Source organism: Hyalangium gracile, from assembly GCF_020103725.1.
GTDB lineage: Bacteria > Myxococcota > Myxococcia > Myxococcales > Myxococcaceae > Hyalangium > Hyalangium gracile.
In genome coordinates this window covers 479,982-494,644 of the sequence record NZ_JAHXBG010000005.1, presented here as the reverse complement: position 1 = coordinate 494,644, position 14,663 = coordinate 479,982, and the positions used below count along the sequence as shown (strand labels likewise).

Sequence of the window (14,663 nt, the reverse complement as noted above, 5' to 3'; positions counted from 1 at the left end):
GCGACATGCGCCTCGGGGAACTGCTCATTCAGGAGAAGCTCATCTCGCCCCAGGCGCTCGAGGAGGCCCTGGAGACGCAGGTCGTCCAGGGCGGGCGGCTGGGGACGAACCTCCTGGAGCTCGGGATGATTACCGAGAAGGACCTGGCCCGCATGCTCGGCCAGCTCCACGGGTGCGCCCACGCCTCGGGCGAGCTGACCCCGGACCCCCAGGCGCTGCAGCTGGTGGACCTCAACGACGCGGACGACAAGGACTACCTGCCGATGCGGGTGGACGCGACGCGGTTGAGCGTGGCGGTCATCAACCCGCGGGACTACCCGACGCTGGACGCGGTGGCGTTCGCGACGGGCAAGCGGGTGGTGCCGGTCATCATCCCCGAGTTCCGGATGAACCAGCTCCTGCGCCGCTACTGCAAGGCGTTCCGGCCGCTGCGCGCCATCGACATGAAGGCCGTCGAGCGGCCGAAGCCCGCCCCGGAGCGCCACGATCCCACGGGCCGCCTGACGAAGCAGGCGAAGGGCTCGGAGCTCATCAGCGAGGAGGAGTTCCAGTCCGTCTACGCCCAGGCCCTCACCGGTGGCGCACGCTCGGAGCTCATCAACGAGCTGCTGGAGGAGGAGGAAGAGGTCATCACCGGCGAGGAGATCGCCGCCGCCGCCGAGGAGGAGGAGGTCATCACCGGTGAGGTGGTGGAGGAGGAGCCGCCCGGGGAGGTGTACGTCCCGCTGCCCCAGGCTCCCCAGCCTCCCGAGCGGCCGACGATCCCGATGTGGACACTGCCGGCAGCTCCGGCCGCCCCGCCGGTCGAGCGACCGACGATCCCGATGTGGACGCTGCCGGATGCGCCGGCTGCCCCGCCGGTCGAGCGGCCGACATTGCCGATGTGGCCGCTGCCGGACGCACCCCGCGTCCCGGAGCCGGAGCAGCCCTTCGCGAGCGCGCCTCCCGTCCCCGACTACTCCCTGCCGCCCGTGGCCGAGCCGCCCGTGGCTGCGCCGCCCGTGGCTGCGCCCCCCGTGGCTCCGGCCCGGCCCTCCGCCGGGACGCCCCGGTCGATTCCCACGATTCCGTTCATTCCCGTGCCCGTGGAGCCACCCCCCGCGGCCCGGCCCTCCTCGGGCTTCATCCCCGTCCCCTCGGACGAGGGCGCGTCGCAACCCGCCCAGCCGTGGGCCGCGCTGCCCCCCGTGGCTCCGGTCGTGCCGCCCGTGGCGCCCTCCGTGCCGCCCGTGGCTGCTCCGAGGCAGGCGCCGGTCAGCGCCCCGGTGGCCGCCGCGAAGCCCGCCGCCGCGCCTGGAAAGGCCGCCACCAGGCGTCCCGGAGCCGCCTCGACGCGCCAGCCGGCTCCCAAGCCGTACTCCTTCGCCGAGGCCCAGGCGCAGCTCGCCAAGAGCCTGGACCGCGAGGACGTGGCGACCACGGTGCTGCGCTACGCGGTGGGCAAGTGGCGGCGGTGCCTGCTGCTGTCCGTCCAGGGCAGCCTGGTGACGGGCTGGCACGGAATGGGCCGGGGTGTCCGCGACGCCGCGGTCCGCCGCATCGGCGTGGCGCTGCGGGAGCAGAACACGTTCCGGCTGGTGCGGGACACCCGCTCGCACTACATCGGCCCGGTCCGTCGGGACACGGCGATGAACGTCTTCTATCGCCTGCTCGGAGCGGACAAGCGGCCCGAGCCGCCCTTCCCGAAGACGGCGGTGATCCTGCCGCTGCTGGTGCGCGGCAAGGTCGTCCACCTGCTGTACCTGGACAACGGCCCGGAGCAGCTCACGACGCCGGATGTGGGCGAGCTGCTCATCCTCGCCCAGAGCGTGGCCCGCTCGTACGAGGAGATGTTCCGGCGCCGCAAGAGCGCCTGAGCCGTTACTCCTCGGTGTCCTCGAAGTCGACCGTGAAGGTGACGCGCTGGCTGGGGTCCAGCGTGAAGACCTTCTGCCAGCGCGCCCCGTCCACGGTGACGACGAGGCGGTGCTGGCCCTCGTAGAGATCCAGCTCGTCGATGGGAGCGGTGCCCACGTTGCGGCCGTCGACCTGGACGATGCCGCCCTCGGGCGCGCGCACGTTGACGTAGCCCTTGTTCAGGTAGAAGCGGGCGGTGGTGCGACCCATGGGGTTCACGTTCACCACGCGCGAGGTGTTGATGCCCAGCGCCGGGTTGCTCAGGGAGAGCAGGTAGCGGCCCGGAGGCAGGGGCACCGTCAGCGGCGTGCGCCCGAGCACTCCGCCGTCGGGCAGCAGCGCGTCCACGCGCGGGTCGACGATCAGCTCGAGCTCGACGCCTGCGTCCACTCCGCCATCCACGCCGGCATCCGCGGTTCCGGCGTCCTCCGTGCCCACCCCCGCATCGGCGAGCGCCAGCGGATCGTTGGGGGACAGGGGCGAGATGGAGAGGGTGGTGGTCAGGCCCAGCAGCTCCTCGACGGCCGCGAGGTTCGACGGCAGCTTGTCACGCGACACCACGACGGCTGCACCCGCGGAGACCAGGACCAGCGAGGCCAGCACCAGCGGGAGGCGGGAGCGACGCGCGGGCGCGGGAGCGGCGGGAGGCACCGGCACCGGAGCCGCGGCGGCCGGAGGCAGGGGGGCGGGCGCGGGCGGTCCCGCTGAAGCCGCGGGGCTGACGGAGGACGGGCTCGGAGCCGGAGTCGGAGCGGCGGGGCTGACGGAGGCCGGGCTGGGAGCAGGCGCGGGGGCCGCCGGGCTGACAGCCGCCGGACTCGGAGTGGGCGCCGGAGCCGCAGGGCTGACGGCCGCCGGACTCAGCGCCGGAGCCGGAGCCGTGGGAAGCGCTGGACCTGGCACCGCGGGGCGGGCCACCGCTGGGCTCGGAGCCGGGGCGGGCGCCTTCGCGGCGGGTGCCGGAGCCGCGGGCGCCACGGTAGGGGTGCTGCCCGTCACGGGCTTCGCGCCCTTCGCCTGCTTGAGCGCCTCGGCGATCCCGAAGTCGAGGACCCGGTTGCGCGCCGAGCGAGCCTCGTCGGACGACGGGAAGAGCCGGTTCATGAACGTCGTGAGGACGTCCTGCTGAGGCAGATCCCCGCCCATCGCCTCGACGATGGCCTCGCGCATGGCGAGGGCGGTGGGGTAGCGCTCGTTGGCGCGCTTGGCGGTGGCCTTGTGCACCACCGCGTCGATCTTCCGCGGGATGGTCAGCGGCAGCGGCGGGAGCGCCTCGGTGAGCGTGGCGGTGTCCGCGTCCTTCGCGTCCTTGAAGGGAATCTTCCCGGTGAGGAGCTCGTACAGCGTGAGCCCCAGCAGGAACACGTCCGTCTGGATGTTGACGGCGTCGCGGCCACCGAGCAGCTGCTCGGGCGCGCTGTACTTGCGCCGGTTGCGCACGCGGCGGCCACCGCGCTCACGCGGCGCGACACCCAGCGCGCCATAGCCCGTCACCTTGCACACGCCCGTGTAGGAGATGATCAGCGTCTCCGGGCGGACGTCGCCATGCACCAGCGGCGAGCCGTCGTCATTGCCGGCCATGTGCGCGTAGTGGATGCCCATGGCCGCGTCCGCGACGATCTTCGCGGCGAGCGGAGGAGGAATCCGCGGCGTCACCTCCATGATCCGGCGCAGCGTCTCGCCGTCGGCATACTCGGTGACGCGCGCCAGGCCCTGCTCCAGGGTGACGAGTCCGTGCACGCGCAGGATGTTGGGGTGGTCGAAGACGACCGCGCGGTCGGTCTCTCGACGCAGCCGCTCCGTCAGGTCCGCGTCCTGGGCGACTTCCTGGGGCGCCCAGATGAGCACCACGGGACGAGGCGGAGCACCCTCCTCGAGCGCGAGCCCCAGGAAGGCTCGCGAACCCTCACCCGACAGTAGAGGGCCAAGCGGCTGATAACGGACCTGACTCATGTGGTGATCATGCTAGAGGCGTTGGCCCTGGAACGGGAGGGTGATGTGGTACCCGTACCGGCCTCGGCGGACGAGCAACAATACGCTACGTCCCCGTCTCGCCGTCAGAAGGGCCTCCCGGAAGGCATCCGAGTTGGCGACTGGCTGGTTGTTTACCTTCAGGATGACGTCCCCCGGCTCCAGGCCGATCTCCTGCGCCGCCGAGCCAGGCCGTACGCCCGAGATGGCCATGGCGCCCCGGGCCTCCTTCACTCTGAGTCCTAGTCGCTCCCAGGCCAGGGACTCGACGAGTCGGGGAGGGAACTCGACCGGAGTGACCTGGAGTGTGCGCAGGCCCCCCTCCCGGAAGAGGACGAGCGGGAAGGCGGAGCGCGCGGGATAGCCGCGCACGCGGGTGTCGAAGTCGTCCGCGTCCGAGATGCGGGAGCCGCCCATCTCGGCCACCACGTCGCCCCGGCGGACCCCCGCCTGCTCGGCCGGGCTGCCGGGCTCCACGCCGGCCACCAGGGCGCCGTACGAGCGATCCCACCCGAGCTGCGCGGCGATGTGGCTGGGCAGATCCACCGCGTCGATGCCCACCCATGCGGGGCGGACCTTCCCGAAGCGCGTGAGCTCCTCGACGATGCGCCGCACCTTGTCCGCGGGGATGGCGAAGCCGATGCCCTGGGCGCTGGCGAAGATGGCCGTGTTGATGCCGATGATCTCTCCGTCCACGTTGAGCAGCGGGCCGCCCGAGTTGCCGGGGTTGATGGCCGCGTCCGTCTGGACGAAGTCGTTGTAGACCGTGCCATCCTCGGCGCGGAACGTGCGGCCGGTGGCTGACACCACGCCCGCCGTCACCGTCTTGGACAGACCGAACGGGCTGCCGATGGCGATCACCGTCTCGCCGATCATCAGATCGCCGCTCGTGCCCAGCTTCGCGGTGGGCAGCGGCTCCTTGGAGCTCACCCGCAGCACCGCCAGATCATTCGTGGAGTCGCTGCCGAGCACCTCGGCCTCCAGCGTGCGTCCATCCGCGAGCACGACGTGGATGGCGGAGGCGCCGCGGATGACGTGATCATTGGTGAGGATGGTGCCGGCCGCGTCGACGATGACGCCGCTGCCGAGCCCCTGCACCCGCCGTCGCTCCTGCTGGCCGCCGCCGAAGAAGTCCTCCAGGAAGGAGCGCCCGCCGCGGCGGAAGCGCGACTCCACCTCCTGCTCCGTGCCGATATAGACGACGGCCGGAGACACCTTCTGGACCACCTCCACGATGGCGTCCCGGCGGCGCGCCAGGTCCGCCTGGACGCTGGAGGCCAGCAGCAGCCCCGTCAGAAACCACCATTTCATACCTGCGGCCCTCATTCCTTACCTCCCTATGACACAGGTGTGTCGACCGAGCGACGCCAGGACTGTCGGGAACCACGCAGCATTCCCCGCCCGGCTGGAAGCGATGTGTGGCCCTTTAATAGATCAAGAGGTCGGTCAGCGGTGGGTGGGAGTCCCGCACGCTGACCTCTGAGGAGTAGCGGAATGAGTCTCGTCCTGGTGGCGGACGATGAGCCTGCGGTGCTCGAGGTTCTGAGCCAGGTCGTCGAGGATCTGGGGCACGACGTGCTCCAGGCGCGGGATGGTGAGGAGGCGCTGGGGCTGGCTCGGTCCCGGCGGCCGCACCTGGTGGTGACGGACCACGTGATGCCTCGGCTGAGCGGCGTGGAGCTGTGCCGCCGGCTGCGGAGCGATGAGATCCTCAAGGATGTGCCGGTGATCCTCCTGAGCGCGGTGCTGCCTCAGGGGGCCCCGGAGGCCTCGGCCTTCCTGCACAAGCCGTTCGAGATCACCGACTTCGAGTCGCTCATCCGTCAGTCGCTCGAGAAGACGCCGGAGAAGAGCCCGGCGCCGGACGCCTCGCCGGTGGAGGCGCTGGGCCACTGGGTGTCGCAGACGCTCCAGGGGCCGCTGGCGACGGCGCGCGAGCAGCTCCAGCGGCTGCAGTCGGCTCCGGCGGTGGACCGGCAGACGCTGGACGTGCTGGGGGCGCAGCTGCGCTCCATGGAGTTCCTCACGCGGAGCCTCCAGGACGCGGCGAGGCTGGCGGCGGGGAGCGTGGCGCTGCAGCCGGTGGCGGAGGATCTCTCGCCGCACCTGCGCCAGGTGGTGGAGTCCTGGCAGTCGCTGGCGCCGGAGGTGCCCATCCGGCTGGCGGTGCCCGGGGCGCCCGTCGAGCTGCGCTTCGATCCCGAGCGCATCCGGCAGGTGTTCGACGCGCTGCTGGCCAACGCCGTCCACCACGGGAAGGGGCGCGGCGAGGTGCGCGTGGAGCTGACGTCCTCCCAGTCGCTGGTGACGGTGCGGGTGAGGGACGAGGGCCCGGGATTCTCGGACCAGGAGCTGCCGCGCCTCTTCACGCCATTCCAGGCGCGGCAGACGGATGGAGGGACGGGGCTGGGGCTGTACATCGCCTCGGAGCTGGCGCGCCTGCACGGTGGCGCGCTGTCGGTGGAGTCCCGACTGGAGAAGGGCTCGACCTTCAGCTTGCTGCTACCGCGACAGTAGCTCGCCGCTTCGCGTCGAAGGCCTCCGATGCTGGAGGTGACAACGAGGATGAAGGCGTGGGGAACATCGAGGAAGACGAGCGCAAGAGGCTGAACGATCGGATTGGTGAGCTGGAAGTCGCGCTGGCAAGGGAGACGGGCCGTCGGGAGGAGGCGGAGTCTTAGCGCAGCAGGCTTCAAGCGCTCTTCCGGCAGGCGCCTGCCTTCGTCACCATCTACCGCGGGCCCGATCACGTCATCGAGTTCACGAGCGCGGCGAGCTTGCGGCTGTTCGGCCGTGACACCCGGGCCTGCCCGCGCGTGAGGCGATGCCCGAGTTCGTCTCGCAGGGCATCCCGGACGCATGCGACTCGCGACGCCCAGGGCGAGGTGGATGGCAATCAGTCCACAATCAGGGCGAGCCACTCCCGGCCTTGGATGTGGAGGCGCTCTTCCGCCCGTATCACCGCAGCATGGCCGCCGAGCAGAGCGGGCAGCACGGGTGGGGAATCGGCCTGATGACGGTGAGGAGCATGGCCGAGGCGCACGGAGGCCACATCTACGTCATCAGCTCGGCGGGAGCGGGGACGACCTCCACCCTGGAGCTCCCGCTGGACTCGCGCCCCTTCGTGAAGGCGAAGGACGGAGCCTCGTAGGCCGGCCCCCGCCTGTCGGCCGGACTGGTTGCGAACTGGTATGACAAGCATACCAGTTGCTGGCGCTCTGGCCCGACCCGGGTACCTCTCAGGCGCGCTGGGACTTCAGCATCCAGCCGATCATCTTGTAGAGCAGCCGGGCGCCCACGTTGCCATCCCACTCGCCGCCATCGGGGTCGGGGGCGACCTCTGTCAGATCGAAGCCGACAATGGTGCGCCCGGAGCGGACGACGCCGGAGATGAGGGCGGTGGCCTGCGGGAAGGAGAGGCCGCCGGGCACGGGCGTGCCGGTGTGCGGGCAGAGGACGGGATCCAGCCCATCGATGTCGAAGGACAGGTACACGTGCTCGGGGAGGTCGGAGACGATCTCATCCACCTGCCGGTTCCAGGGCACGCCGTCGAAGTGCTTCTGCTGGAGCGTGGAGTCGAAGTAGGCGCGGACGCGGCCGGTGGAGTTCTGGATGAGCTGATGCTCCTCCTCGCTCATGTCGCGGATGGCCACCTGGACGAGCGACTTCACGCCGGGCAGCCGCTGCACCACGTTGTACATGATGGAGGCGTGGGACCAGGTGAAGCCCTCGTAGGCGTTGCGCAGGTCGGCGTGCGCGTCGAGGTGGAGGACGCCGAGGCCGGGGTACTTCTCGGCATGGGCCTGGATGATGCCGTAGGAGATGGAGTGGTCTCCGCCCACGGCGCCCACGCGCTTGCCCTGGTCGAGCCAGTGCTTCGTGGTGCGGTAGACGACGTCATTCATCTTCTGGCAGAGCGCGTTGACCTCATCGGCGGCGGCCTGGAGCTCGGGCTGGCCGGGGTGGACGCCACCGGCCTCGATGACGAGCTGGGCGCGCTCCTTGGCGCGGGTGTTCCAGGCTCGCAGGTCCTCGGACTCGGGGAGCATGGCGATGCCGCGCTCGTAGACGCGACCGGTCTCCACGTCGAAGAGGTCCACCTGGCGGCTGGCGTGGAGGACAGCGCCGGGGCCCTCGGAGGTGCCGCCGCCATAGCTGGTGGTGGCCTCGAAGGGGACGGGGACGATGACGACGTGGGCCTCCTCGGGCGAGTGGGGCAGGCCGAAGATGCCGGAGTCGGGGGAGGCGGCAGCGCTGGGATCGAAGTGGGTAGCCATGGCGCGGCGCAGGATATGGACCCGGGCGTGTGAGGCAAGGGCCTTCGCTGAGCGCTCGGACGAGCAACCGCCGAGTTGCTACAGTGGCCGCCCCGCGCGGAGCGGGCAGCAGAGGGGGAAGCCACATGCGAGAGGTGCTGAAGCGGATTGGAGTCGGGCTCGTGCTGGGCGCGGCGCTGGTGGGCTGCGGAGACGACGAGGAGCCGGCGCCCGTCATCCGGACGATCCGCGTCGTCGAGCACGCGGACACGGATGCGACCACGGACAACGCGCCCGCGGGAGACTCGGTGGGGGACATCCTGACGTTCGCCAACCCGGTGTTCGACGAGGGCAACACGCGGCAGGTGGGGACCAACCAGGGCTACTGCATCCGCGTAGTGGTGGGGCAGGCCTACGAGTGCTTCTGGACGACCTTCCTCGAGGAGGGACAGCTCACGGTGGAGGGGCCCTTCTACGATGCGAAGGGCTCCACGCTGGCCATCACGGGCGGCACGAAGGCGTTCAACGGCGCCCGTGGGCAGATGCAGCTCGAGTTCCGGAACCCGCAGGGCACGGAGTTCGACTTCATCTATCAGGTCCTGCTGGACCCTTGAGCCGGGGCCCCTGGCTCAGTCCCAGCGCAGGACGACCTTTCCCACCGTCTCGTTGCTGGCCATCCGCGTGAGCGCGCCGCGGATGTCCTTCATGGGCACCACGGCGTCGATGACGGGCTTCAGGGCGCCCGAGCGGAACAGCGGGAGCAGGTGCCGCTCCGCCGCCTGGGCCAGGGCGATCTTCTCCTCCAGTGCACGGCTGCGCAGCACCGTGCCCGTCATGCGCAGCCGCTTCACCAGCAGGGTACCCAGGTTGATCTGGGCCTTGTTGCCCGCCACCAGCCCCACGAGCATCACCCGGCCCTGGGGCGCGAGCGCCTCCAGCGTCTCCGGGACATAGTCCCCGCCCACCAGGTCCAGCGCGAGGTCCGCGCCTCGGCCGCCCGTGGCCTCCCGCACCGCCTCGGCGAAGCGCGGGGGCGTGCCATCCACGAGCACCGTGCGCTCCACCCCCCACTCGTGCGCCCGCTCCAGCTTCGTGGCGTTGCGCCCCGTTCCCACCACACGCACGCCCGTGGCCCGGCACAGCAGCGCCGCCGCCGAGCCCACGCCGCTGGCCACCGCATGCACCAGCACCGTCTCTCCGGGCCGCATCCCTCCCTGGAGCACCAGCGCGTCGAACGCGGTGAGGTACACCTCGGGCAGCGCGGCGGCGTCCGTGAAGTCCATGCCCTCGGGCATGGGCAGGGCCTCGCGCTCGTGGACGGTGAGCTGCTCGGCCCACGCGCCACCTCCGACCAGCCCCATCACCCGGTCCCCGGGCCGGAAGCGCCGCACCTTCGGGCCCACCGCGAGCACCTCGCCCGCGTACTCAAGGCCCGGGATGTCCGGCGGCGCATCCGGCGGCGGGGCGTACTGCCCCTTGAGCTGGATCAGGTCCGCCCGGTTGAGGGCGGTGGCGCGCACGCGGACGAGCAGCTCCGAGGGGCCAGGAGTGAGATCCGGGCGCTCGTCGAAGGAGAGGACCTCGGGACCGCCAGTGCCGGTGGTGCGGAAGACGTGCATGGGAACCTCGCCGTTCGATGGGCTCAGCCGTTCCACTCCGTGTAATGCGTCGTCGCCTCGCCCATTGCCAGTCCATGGCGCCGGGAGAGCTGGAGCAGGTGGGGGAACGCCGCGAGCTGATACCAGAAAGGCTTGAGGTCCTCCCGTCTCCAGAGCGCATCCCGTGCGGCGCCGAACGCTCGCCACCACTCCCGCAGCTCCTTCCACGAGCGGATGCGTGGAAGCGCTCCGGCCAGCATGGGGAACCCGACCATCGCCGGGGTCTCCAGGTCGGGCTCGGCGATGGCCTGCCCGAGCAGCGCTCGTCCCAGCCGCCCATCCTCCGGGAACAGGAGGAAGCCGCTCGTCATCCGGGGGTTGCACTCGAGCGCATACAGCTCGCCGCCCGCCGTCTGGATGAAGTCGAACCCGAGGCTGCCCGTGAACCGGGTGCCCTCGAGAAAGCGCAGGAGCCACTCGCGCACGCCCGGATGACCCAGCGGCTCGTAGTAGTAGCCCGGCCCCGACGGGAACCGGTACCGCGGTCGGTAGCAGACGTGGGCCAGCAGCGCTCCCTCCCAGACGATGCTGGAGGAGCACAGCTCGGTGCCCTCGATGAACTGCTGCGCCAGCAGCGTCCGCGAGCAGTCGAGTCCGGAGAGGGGCGCTCCCGCCTCCATCAGGCGCGTCTTCTGCCCGAAGCGCGAGAAGGCGGGCTTGACGATGAGCCGAGCGTGCTCGCGCAGGAGCGCCTCCAGGTGCCCGGGCCCCTCCAGCCGCCACGTCCTCGGCGCCGGCAGGCCCCGAGCCGCGACACGCTGGTTGAACGCCCATTTGTCATGCAGGGCCGCGAGCTGCTCGAACGTATCCGCCACCACCTCGCAGCGCGCCCGCAGCCGCTCCCGATGCCGCGCCACATAGAGGATCTCCTCGCCCGTGGGCATCAGCACATCGATCCGGTGCTCCTCGATGAGCGCGAGCAGGCGCTGGATGAACGCCTCCTCCTCGAAGCGCGGCGCGGGCACCTGGAACGAGCGCTCGATCTCGCGCGAGTGCCGGGTGGCGTGAGTCGGGAAGGTGTCGCAGACGAGCACGTCGTGGCCGGCTCGGTGGAGCTGGCGCGCCGCGATGAGCGCGGGGAGGCCACGGGCTCCGGTCAGGAGGAGGCGCACGGGTACTGGCGGGGAATGTCCTTCAGCGGCTCCGGACCGGGCTCGTGGGTGAGCATCGGACCGGTGGCCCACTGCCGGGCATAGTGGAGGAGGTAGGAGCGGCGCTGCTCACCCGGCGGCGAGAGCGCGGGCAGGTGGATCCACGACACGTCCGGGTAGTGGTGGTGGTTCAGGTCCAGCTCGCGGTGCAGGTTGAGCCAGCCATACGGCCAGGGCGCCTGCAGGTTGAAGGCTCCCGAGAGCACGTCCCGCGGTGAGTACGAGTGCTCCAGGTAGTTGGTGCCGGACCAGATCGCCGCCGCCACGGCATAGAAGAGCACGAGCCTCGCCCCGGACAGCCCGGACAGCACGCACACGCCGCTGATCGCCAGCACGCACAGGAGCAGCTCCGCGCGGATGCGGCCGACGGTGATCGTCTCGTGGCGGAAGATGGCCTCGGCGATGTGGAGCCGCTCGGACATGCGGCGGAACACCCCCGGCGCCACCAGCAGCAGCAGCAGGAAGGGCGGGATGATCCAGTACCAGAACCCCACCAGCATCAGGTACCAGGCGATCGTGCGGCCCAGCCGGGACTGGTGCGGGTAGTACAGATCGAACATCTCCTGATCGCTGCGGTTCTTCAGGTGATGGCTCCAGTGGGTGATGGAGAGCATCGACGCGGAGATGGGGAACAGCAGCCCGCAGAGCACTCCCAGCCAGCGGTTCCACGTCGGATCCGGATGCAGCTTCAGGTGCGAGGCCTCGTGGAGCAGGGCGAACTGCGTCTGGAAGAGCAGGGCGAACGCCACCACGCACAGCGCCAGGGCCCAGCCGCTCTCCACGCGGGCCCCCACGAAGAGCAGCCCCACCAGCGCCGCGACGATGCCGAGCGTCAGGAGCGTGTTGAGGCGGTGGGGGATGCGGCGGAAGTCTCGCTGCGCGCTGCTCATGGCCCTCCAGTATCTCCCAGCCTCACGCTCCAGGTTTGCCAGGACGAAAACCCCCATTACCGGAGCAGAGCGCAATTCCGACAATGACGGCTAATTCCGTATTGACAGTAAGTCAGGATAGTGAGATTTAACCTGTGTCTGCCGGCGCGGACGACGTGAATCCCTTCGTTGGATGCGTCAGGCAGTCCGTCGCTCACCCTTGCCTACACGGAGCATTCCCTCATGAAGAAGATCCTGTTCGGTATGGCCCTGGCGCTCTCCCTCACTGGCTGTGGCGTCGAGGACAACTCGGTGACCACCACGGACCCGAAGGGGAACCCTGTCACCGTTCAGGAAGGTCTGGTGAGTGAGACGGGCGTGGCCTCCTTCCGTGAGGCGGAGCCGAACGCCAGCGGGGCTGTCGCTCCCGGGTGCTGGGTGGTGCTCGACTACTGCAACAACCCGAATGGCGGCGGGGCGACCTGTCACTTCACCAACTGCACCCTCGAGCGCGCGGTGGATGCCTGTCTGGATCTGATCGCCGACAACTGCTGAGCCGCTGAAGTCCACGGCGGTTCCGGGCGCCGTTCCCGCGGGGGGAGCGGCGCCCGTGTTTTTTGATGCTCAGCGCGGCCCGCCCATGACGACACGCAAGTCCTGACCGCATCGCCTCATCGTGCCGCAGAGTTTGCGCTCGCCAGCTACCAGACGAGCCCCTCGTGCCTGGGGATGAGAGCGGCGCCAGGCTGGCCCCCACGTTGCAGTGGCCCTGCTCGGACGTGATGAGGCGCCCCATCGGGCGGCCTCTCCCTTCCAGGGACACGTCCCTCTCTCGTGGGGGCCGCTTATGAGCAAGCCGATCCTGATCAAAGTGATGTTGGGCATCGTGGTGGGAGTCGTCGCGATCCTGATGGTTCGCAAGTCCTCCAGCGCGGCGCCCGCGGGCCTTCCCAGGCTCGATGGCTCCGTGCAGATCCTCGCCTCGCTGCTGCAGACCGAGCCGCCGACGGAGGTCGCCGGGATCAAGGTCACCCTGTCCGGCCCCGAGCTGGCGGCGCGCACCGAGACGCTGACCCGCATGGGCACTCAGTGGCAGGGCGTGATTCAAGGGCTCCCCGTCGGCAAGGGGAACACCCTGTCCGCCGAGGCCGTCGATGCCGAGGGCAACGTGATCTTCACCGCCGGGGCCACGGACCTGGGCTTCTCGAACACCCAGCGGACGCTGGCGGCGCTCGCGATGCAGAAGAGCAGCATCCAGCCCACGGCCGTCGCAAGGAGCCCGCGCCTCGCGGCCATCCTCTCCTCCGCGGACGCGGTGAAGCCGGGCGGTACCCTCTCGCTCCAGGCGTCGGTCACCAGTGGAACGCCTGGCAGTCCGCTCACCTTCGAGTGGACGGCCTCGGCCGGCAGCCTGACCGCTTCGACGAGCGCCTCCACCACGTGGGTGGCTCCCGCCCAGCCGGGCCCCGTCACCTTCTCCTTCACGGCCACGGGCGCGGAGGGCCTCACCACCTCCGCCAGCTTCACCCTGGCCGTCGAGCACTCGCACGGCCTGCCCGCGATGGTCTCCTTCAACCATGCGCCGCAGGTGGTCTCGGCCGCCCCCGTGCCCCCCACGCTCATGCTGGGGCAGCCCCTGCCGGTCTCCGCCATCGTGGCGGACGAGGATCCGAGCACGCTCGTCTACAAGTGGTCGGCGCAGTGCAAGGGCAGCTGGCGCGAGCCGGAGAAGTCCTCGGCGATGTTCATCCCTGGTCCTCAGGGCCCCATGGCCGCGTGCACGCGCTGCGACGTGACCCTGGTCGCCACGGCCAGCTCCGGTGAGAGCACCACCCGCAAGTTCCCCATGTGCGTGGGCCCCGAGGTGGCTTCGGAAGGGCTGCCGCAGATCAGCCAGAGCTCCCAGTCCTCGGGCACGGTGGCTCCCGGCGGCAAGGTCACCTTCACGGTGAGCGCCCAGGATCCGATGGGTGGCCTGCTGGCGTACTCCTGGACCGCGAATGTGGGGACCATCGAGGAGATCGAGAAGAACAACTCCACGAGCCAGGCGCTGTGGACGGCTCCCCGGTGCCTGCCGCGGGGGACGGAGCTCTCCATCCAGGCCTCCGTGGCCAACGCGCTGGGCGCGGCGACGACTCCGTTCACGGTCACCGGGCTGCCGCTCTGCCGCAACCCCAGCCCCACGGACCGCACGAGCACGGCCCGCTGGTGAGCGGCTCGCCGAGGTGAGCAGTGAAGGGGGCATGTCCCGCGGGGGGGCATGCCCCCGTTGTCTTCAGCGCCGCTCGCGCCGGTCGCCGATGAGCCTCGCGGGCACTCCCGCGACGATGCCCCACTCGGGGACGTCCTTCGTGACGACCGCGCCCATGGCGATGACGGCGTGGGCCCCGATGGTGACGCCGTCCGTCACCCCCGCGTTGGCGCCGATCCACACGTCCTCGCCCACGCGGATGCCTCGTGACGTCACGGGCTGATCGCGCAGCTCCCGGTCCGGGTTCAGGCCGTGGTTGAACGCGTAGAGCGTGGCACCCGTCGCGATGCGCGTGCCGTCTCCGATGTGGATGCCCGCGGCGCCTCCGTCCAGGCTGGCTCGCGCGTTGATGCTCACGTCCCGCCCCAGGACGATCGGTCCATGGACGAAGGCGTCGGACGCGATGCTTGAGCCGGGACCGATGACGAGCGTGCGTCCGGGCTCGGCGAACAGGCGGGCCTGGGGCGAGACGAAGCAGCCCTCGGCGATCTGGACGGTCTCCAGCTCCATGAAGCGCGCCTGCACCTCGCGCTGCCACTCCTCGGCCCACTCACGGTGGTGGGCCTTCAGCGAGAAGTAGAGCCACGGCATCCAGGAGAGCCGCTGCTTGT

The 14,663-nt window shown here is 70.5% G+C and carries 13 protein-coding genes; 6 read left to right on the top strand and 7 right to left on the bottom strand.

Going from position 1 to position 14,663, the window contains the following annotated elements:
- Positions 1-5 precede the first annotated feature (5 nt).
- A complete protein-coding gene (locus KY572_RS12790) occupies positions 6-1,856 on the top strand; it encodes a GspE/PulE/PilB domain-containing protein (protein ID WP_224242860.1) in 1,851 nt (616 codons plus the stop codon).
- A gap of 4 nt (positions 1,857-1,860) precedes the next feature.
- Here the strand turns inward: KY572_RS12790 and KY572_RS12785 are convergent, their stop codons facing one another.
- A complete protein-coding gene (locus KY572_RS12785; RefSeq protein WP_224242859.1) occupies positions 1,861-3,849 on the bottom strand; it encodes a protein kinase domain-containing protein in 1,989 nt (662 codons plus the stop codon).
- Positions 3,850-3,861: 12 nt separating this feature from the next.
- Positions 3,862-5,193, bottom strand: a complete 1,332-nt coding sequence (locus tag KY572_RS12780) for a trypsin-like peptidase domain-containing protein (RefSeq protein ID WP_224242858.1) — start codon at positions 5,191-5,193, stop codon at positions 3,862-3,864.
- A gap of 168 nt (positions 5,194-5,361) precedes the next feature.
- On the opposite strand from KY572_RS12780, the gene KY572_RS12775 reads away from it, so the two are divergent.
- Both KY572_RS12775 and KY572_RS12770 read left to right on the top strand, forming a co-directional pair.
- Positions 5,362-6,384, top strand: a complete 1,023-nt coding sequence (locus KY572_RS12775) for an ATP-binding response regulator (protein WP_224242857.1) — start codon at positions 5,362-5,364, stop codon at positions 6,382-6,384.
- A 307-nt stretch (positions 6,385-6,691) separates the two neighbouring features.
- A complete protein-coding gene (locus KY572_RS12770; protein WP_224242856.1) occupies positions 6,692-7,018 on the top strand; it encodes a sensor histidine kinase in 327 nt (108 codons plus the stop codon).
- A gap of 88 nt (positions 7,019-7,106) precedes the next feature.
- Here the strand turns inward: KY572_RS12770 and KY572_RS12765 are convergent, their stop codons facing one another.
- Positions 7,107-8,144, bottom strand: a complete 1,038-nt coding sequence (locus tag KY572_RS12765; protein WP_224242855.1) for an agmatinase family protein — start codon at positions 8,142-8,144, stop codon at positions 7,107-7,109.
- 125 nt (positions 8,145-8,269) lie between these two features.
- Here KY572_RS12765 and KY572_RS12760 point away from each other — a divergent pair, with 125 nt between their 5' ends.
- Positions 8,270-8,737 (top strand): allene oxide cyclase family protein, encoded by a 468-nt coding sequence (locus KY572_RS12760; protein ID WP_224242854.1) that lies wholly within the window; start codon positions 8,270-8,272, stop codon positions 8,735-8,737.
- Positions 8,738-8,752: 15 nt separating this feature from the next.
- Here KY572_RS12760 and KY572_RS12755 read toward each other — a convergent pair whose 3' ends face one another.
- From KY572_RS12755 to KY572_RS12745, 3 genes are read right to left on the bottom strand one after another with little or no spacing between them, the layout of a single operon-like run.
- Positions 8,753-9,742, bottom strand: coding sequence for an NAD(P)H-quinone oxidoreductase (locus KY572_RS12755; RefSeq protein ID WP_224242853.1), 990 nt, complete (start codon positions 9,740-9,742; stop codon positions 8,753-8,755).
- A gap of 23 nt (positions 9,743-9,765) precedes the next feature.
- Positions 9,766-10,893: an ATP-grasp domain-containing protein gene (locus KY572_RS12750; RefSeq protein WP_224242852.1), complete on the bottom strand. Its 1,128-nt coding sequence runs from the start codon at positions 10,891-10,893 to the stop codon at positions 9,766-9,768.
- Positions 10,878-11,822, bottom strand: coding sequence for a fatty acid desaturase family protein (locus KY572_RS12745; RefSeq protein WP_224242851.1), 945 nt, complete (start codon positions 11,820-11,822; stop codon positions 10,878-10,880). Before KY572_RS12745 ends, KY572_RS12750 begins: the two co-directional genes overlap by 16 nt.
- Before the next feature lie 222 nt (positions 11,823-12,044).
- Here KY572_RS12745 and KY572_RS12740 point away from each other — a divergent pair, with 222 nt between their 5' ends.
- Positions 12,045-12,356 (top strand): hypothetical protein, encoded by a 312-nt coding sequence (locus KY572_RS12740; RefSeq protein ID WP_224242850.1) that lies wholly within the window; start codon positions 12,045-12,047, stop codon positions 12,354-12,356.
- A gap of 292 nt (positions 12,357-12,648) precedes the next feature.
- Entirely contained in the window at positions 12,649-14,013 is a 1,365-nt protein-coding gene (locus KY572_RS12735; protein ID WP_224242849.1) for a hypothetical protein, read from the top strand.
- Between the two features lie 63 nt (positions 14,014-14,076).
- On the opposite strand, the gene KY572_RS12730 is transcribed toward KY572_RS12735, so the two are convergent.
- The gene (locus KY572_RS12730) at positions 14,077-14,643 is read right to left on the bottom strand and encodes an acyltransferase (RefSeq protein ID WP_224242906.1); all 567 of its coding nucleotides are present in this window, start codon (positions 14,641-14,643) and stop codon (positions 14,077-14,079) included.
- Between the last annotated feature and the right edge of the window lie 20 nt (positions 14,644-14,663).

Coding starts and splice junctions, on each gene's coding strand:
- KY572_RS12790 (WP_224242860.1), top strand. CDS start 6: ATGCGCCTCGGGGAACTGCTCATTCAGGAGAAGCTCATCTCGCCCCAG.
- KY572_RS12785 (WP_224242859.1), bottom strand. CDS start 3,849: ATGAGTCAGGTCCGTTATCAGCCGCTTGGCCCTCTACTGTCGGGTGAG.
- KY572_RS12780 (WP_224242858.1), bottom strand. CDS start 5,193: ATGAGGGCCGCAGGTATGAAATGGTGGTTTCTGACGGGGCTGCTGCTG.
- KY572_RS12775 (WP_224242857.1), top strand. CDS start 5,362: ATGAGTCTCGTCCTGGTGGCGGACGATGAGCCTGCGGTGCTCGAGGTT.
- KY572_RS12770 (WP_224242856.1), top strand. CDS start 6,692: ATGCCCGAGTTCGTCTCGCAGGGCATCCCGGACGCATGCGACTCGCGA.
- KY572_RS12765 (WP_224242855.1), bottom strand. CDS start 8,144: ATGGCTACCCACTTCGATCCCAGCGCTGCCGCCTCCCCCGACTCCGGC.
- KY572_RS12760 (WP_224242854.1), top strand. CDS start 8,270: ATGCGAGAGGTGCTGAAGCGGATTGGAGTCGGGCTCGTGCTGGGCGCG.
- KY572_RS12755 (WP_224242853.1), bottom strand. CDS start 9,742: ATGCACGTCTTCCGCACCACCGGCACTGGCGGTCCCGAGGTCCTCTCC.
- KY572_RS12745 (WP_224242851.1), bottom strand. CDS start 11,822: ATGAGCAGCGCGCAGCGAGACTTCCGCCGCATCCCCCACCGCCTCAAC.
- KY572_RS12740 (WP_224242850.1), top strand. CDS start 12,045: ATGAAGAAGATCCTGTTCGGTATGGCCCTGGCGCTCTCCCTCACTGGC.
- KY572_RS12735 (WP_224242849.1), top strand. CDS start 12,649: ATGAGCAAGCCGATCCTGATCAAAGTGATGTTGGGCATCGTGGTGGGA.
- KY572_RS12730 (WP_224242906.1), bottom strand. CDS start 14,643: ATGCCGTGGCTCTACTTCTCGCTGAAGGCCCACCACCGTGAGTGGGCC.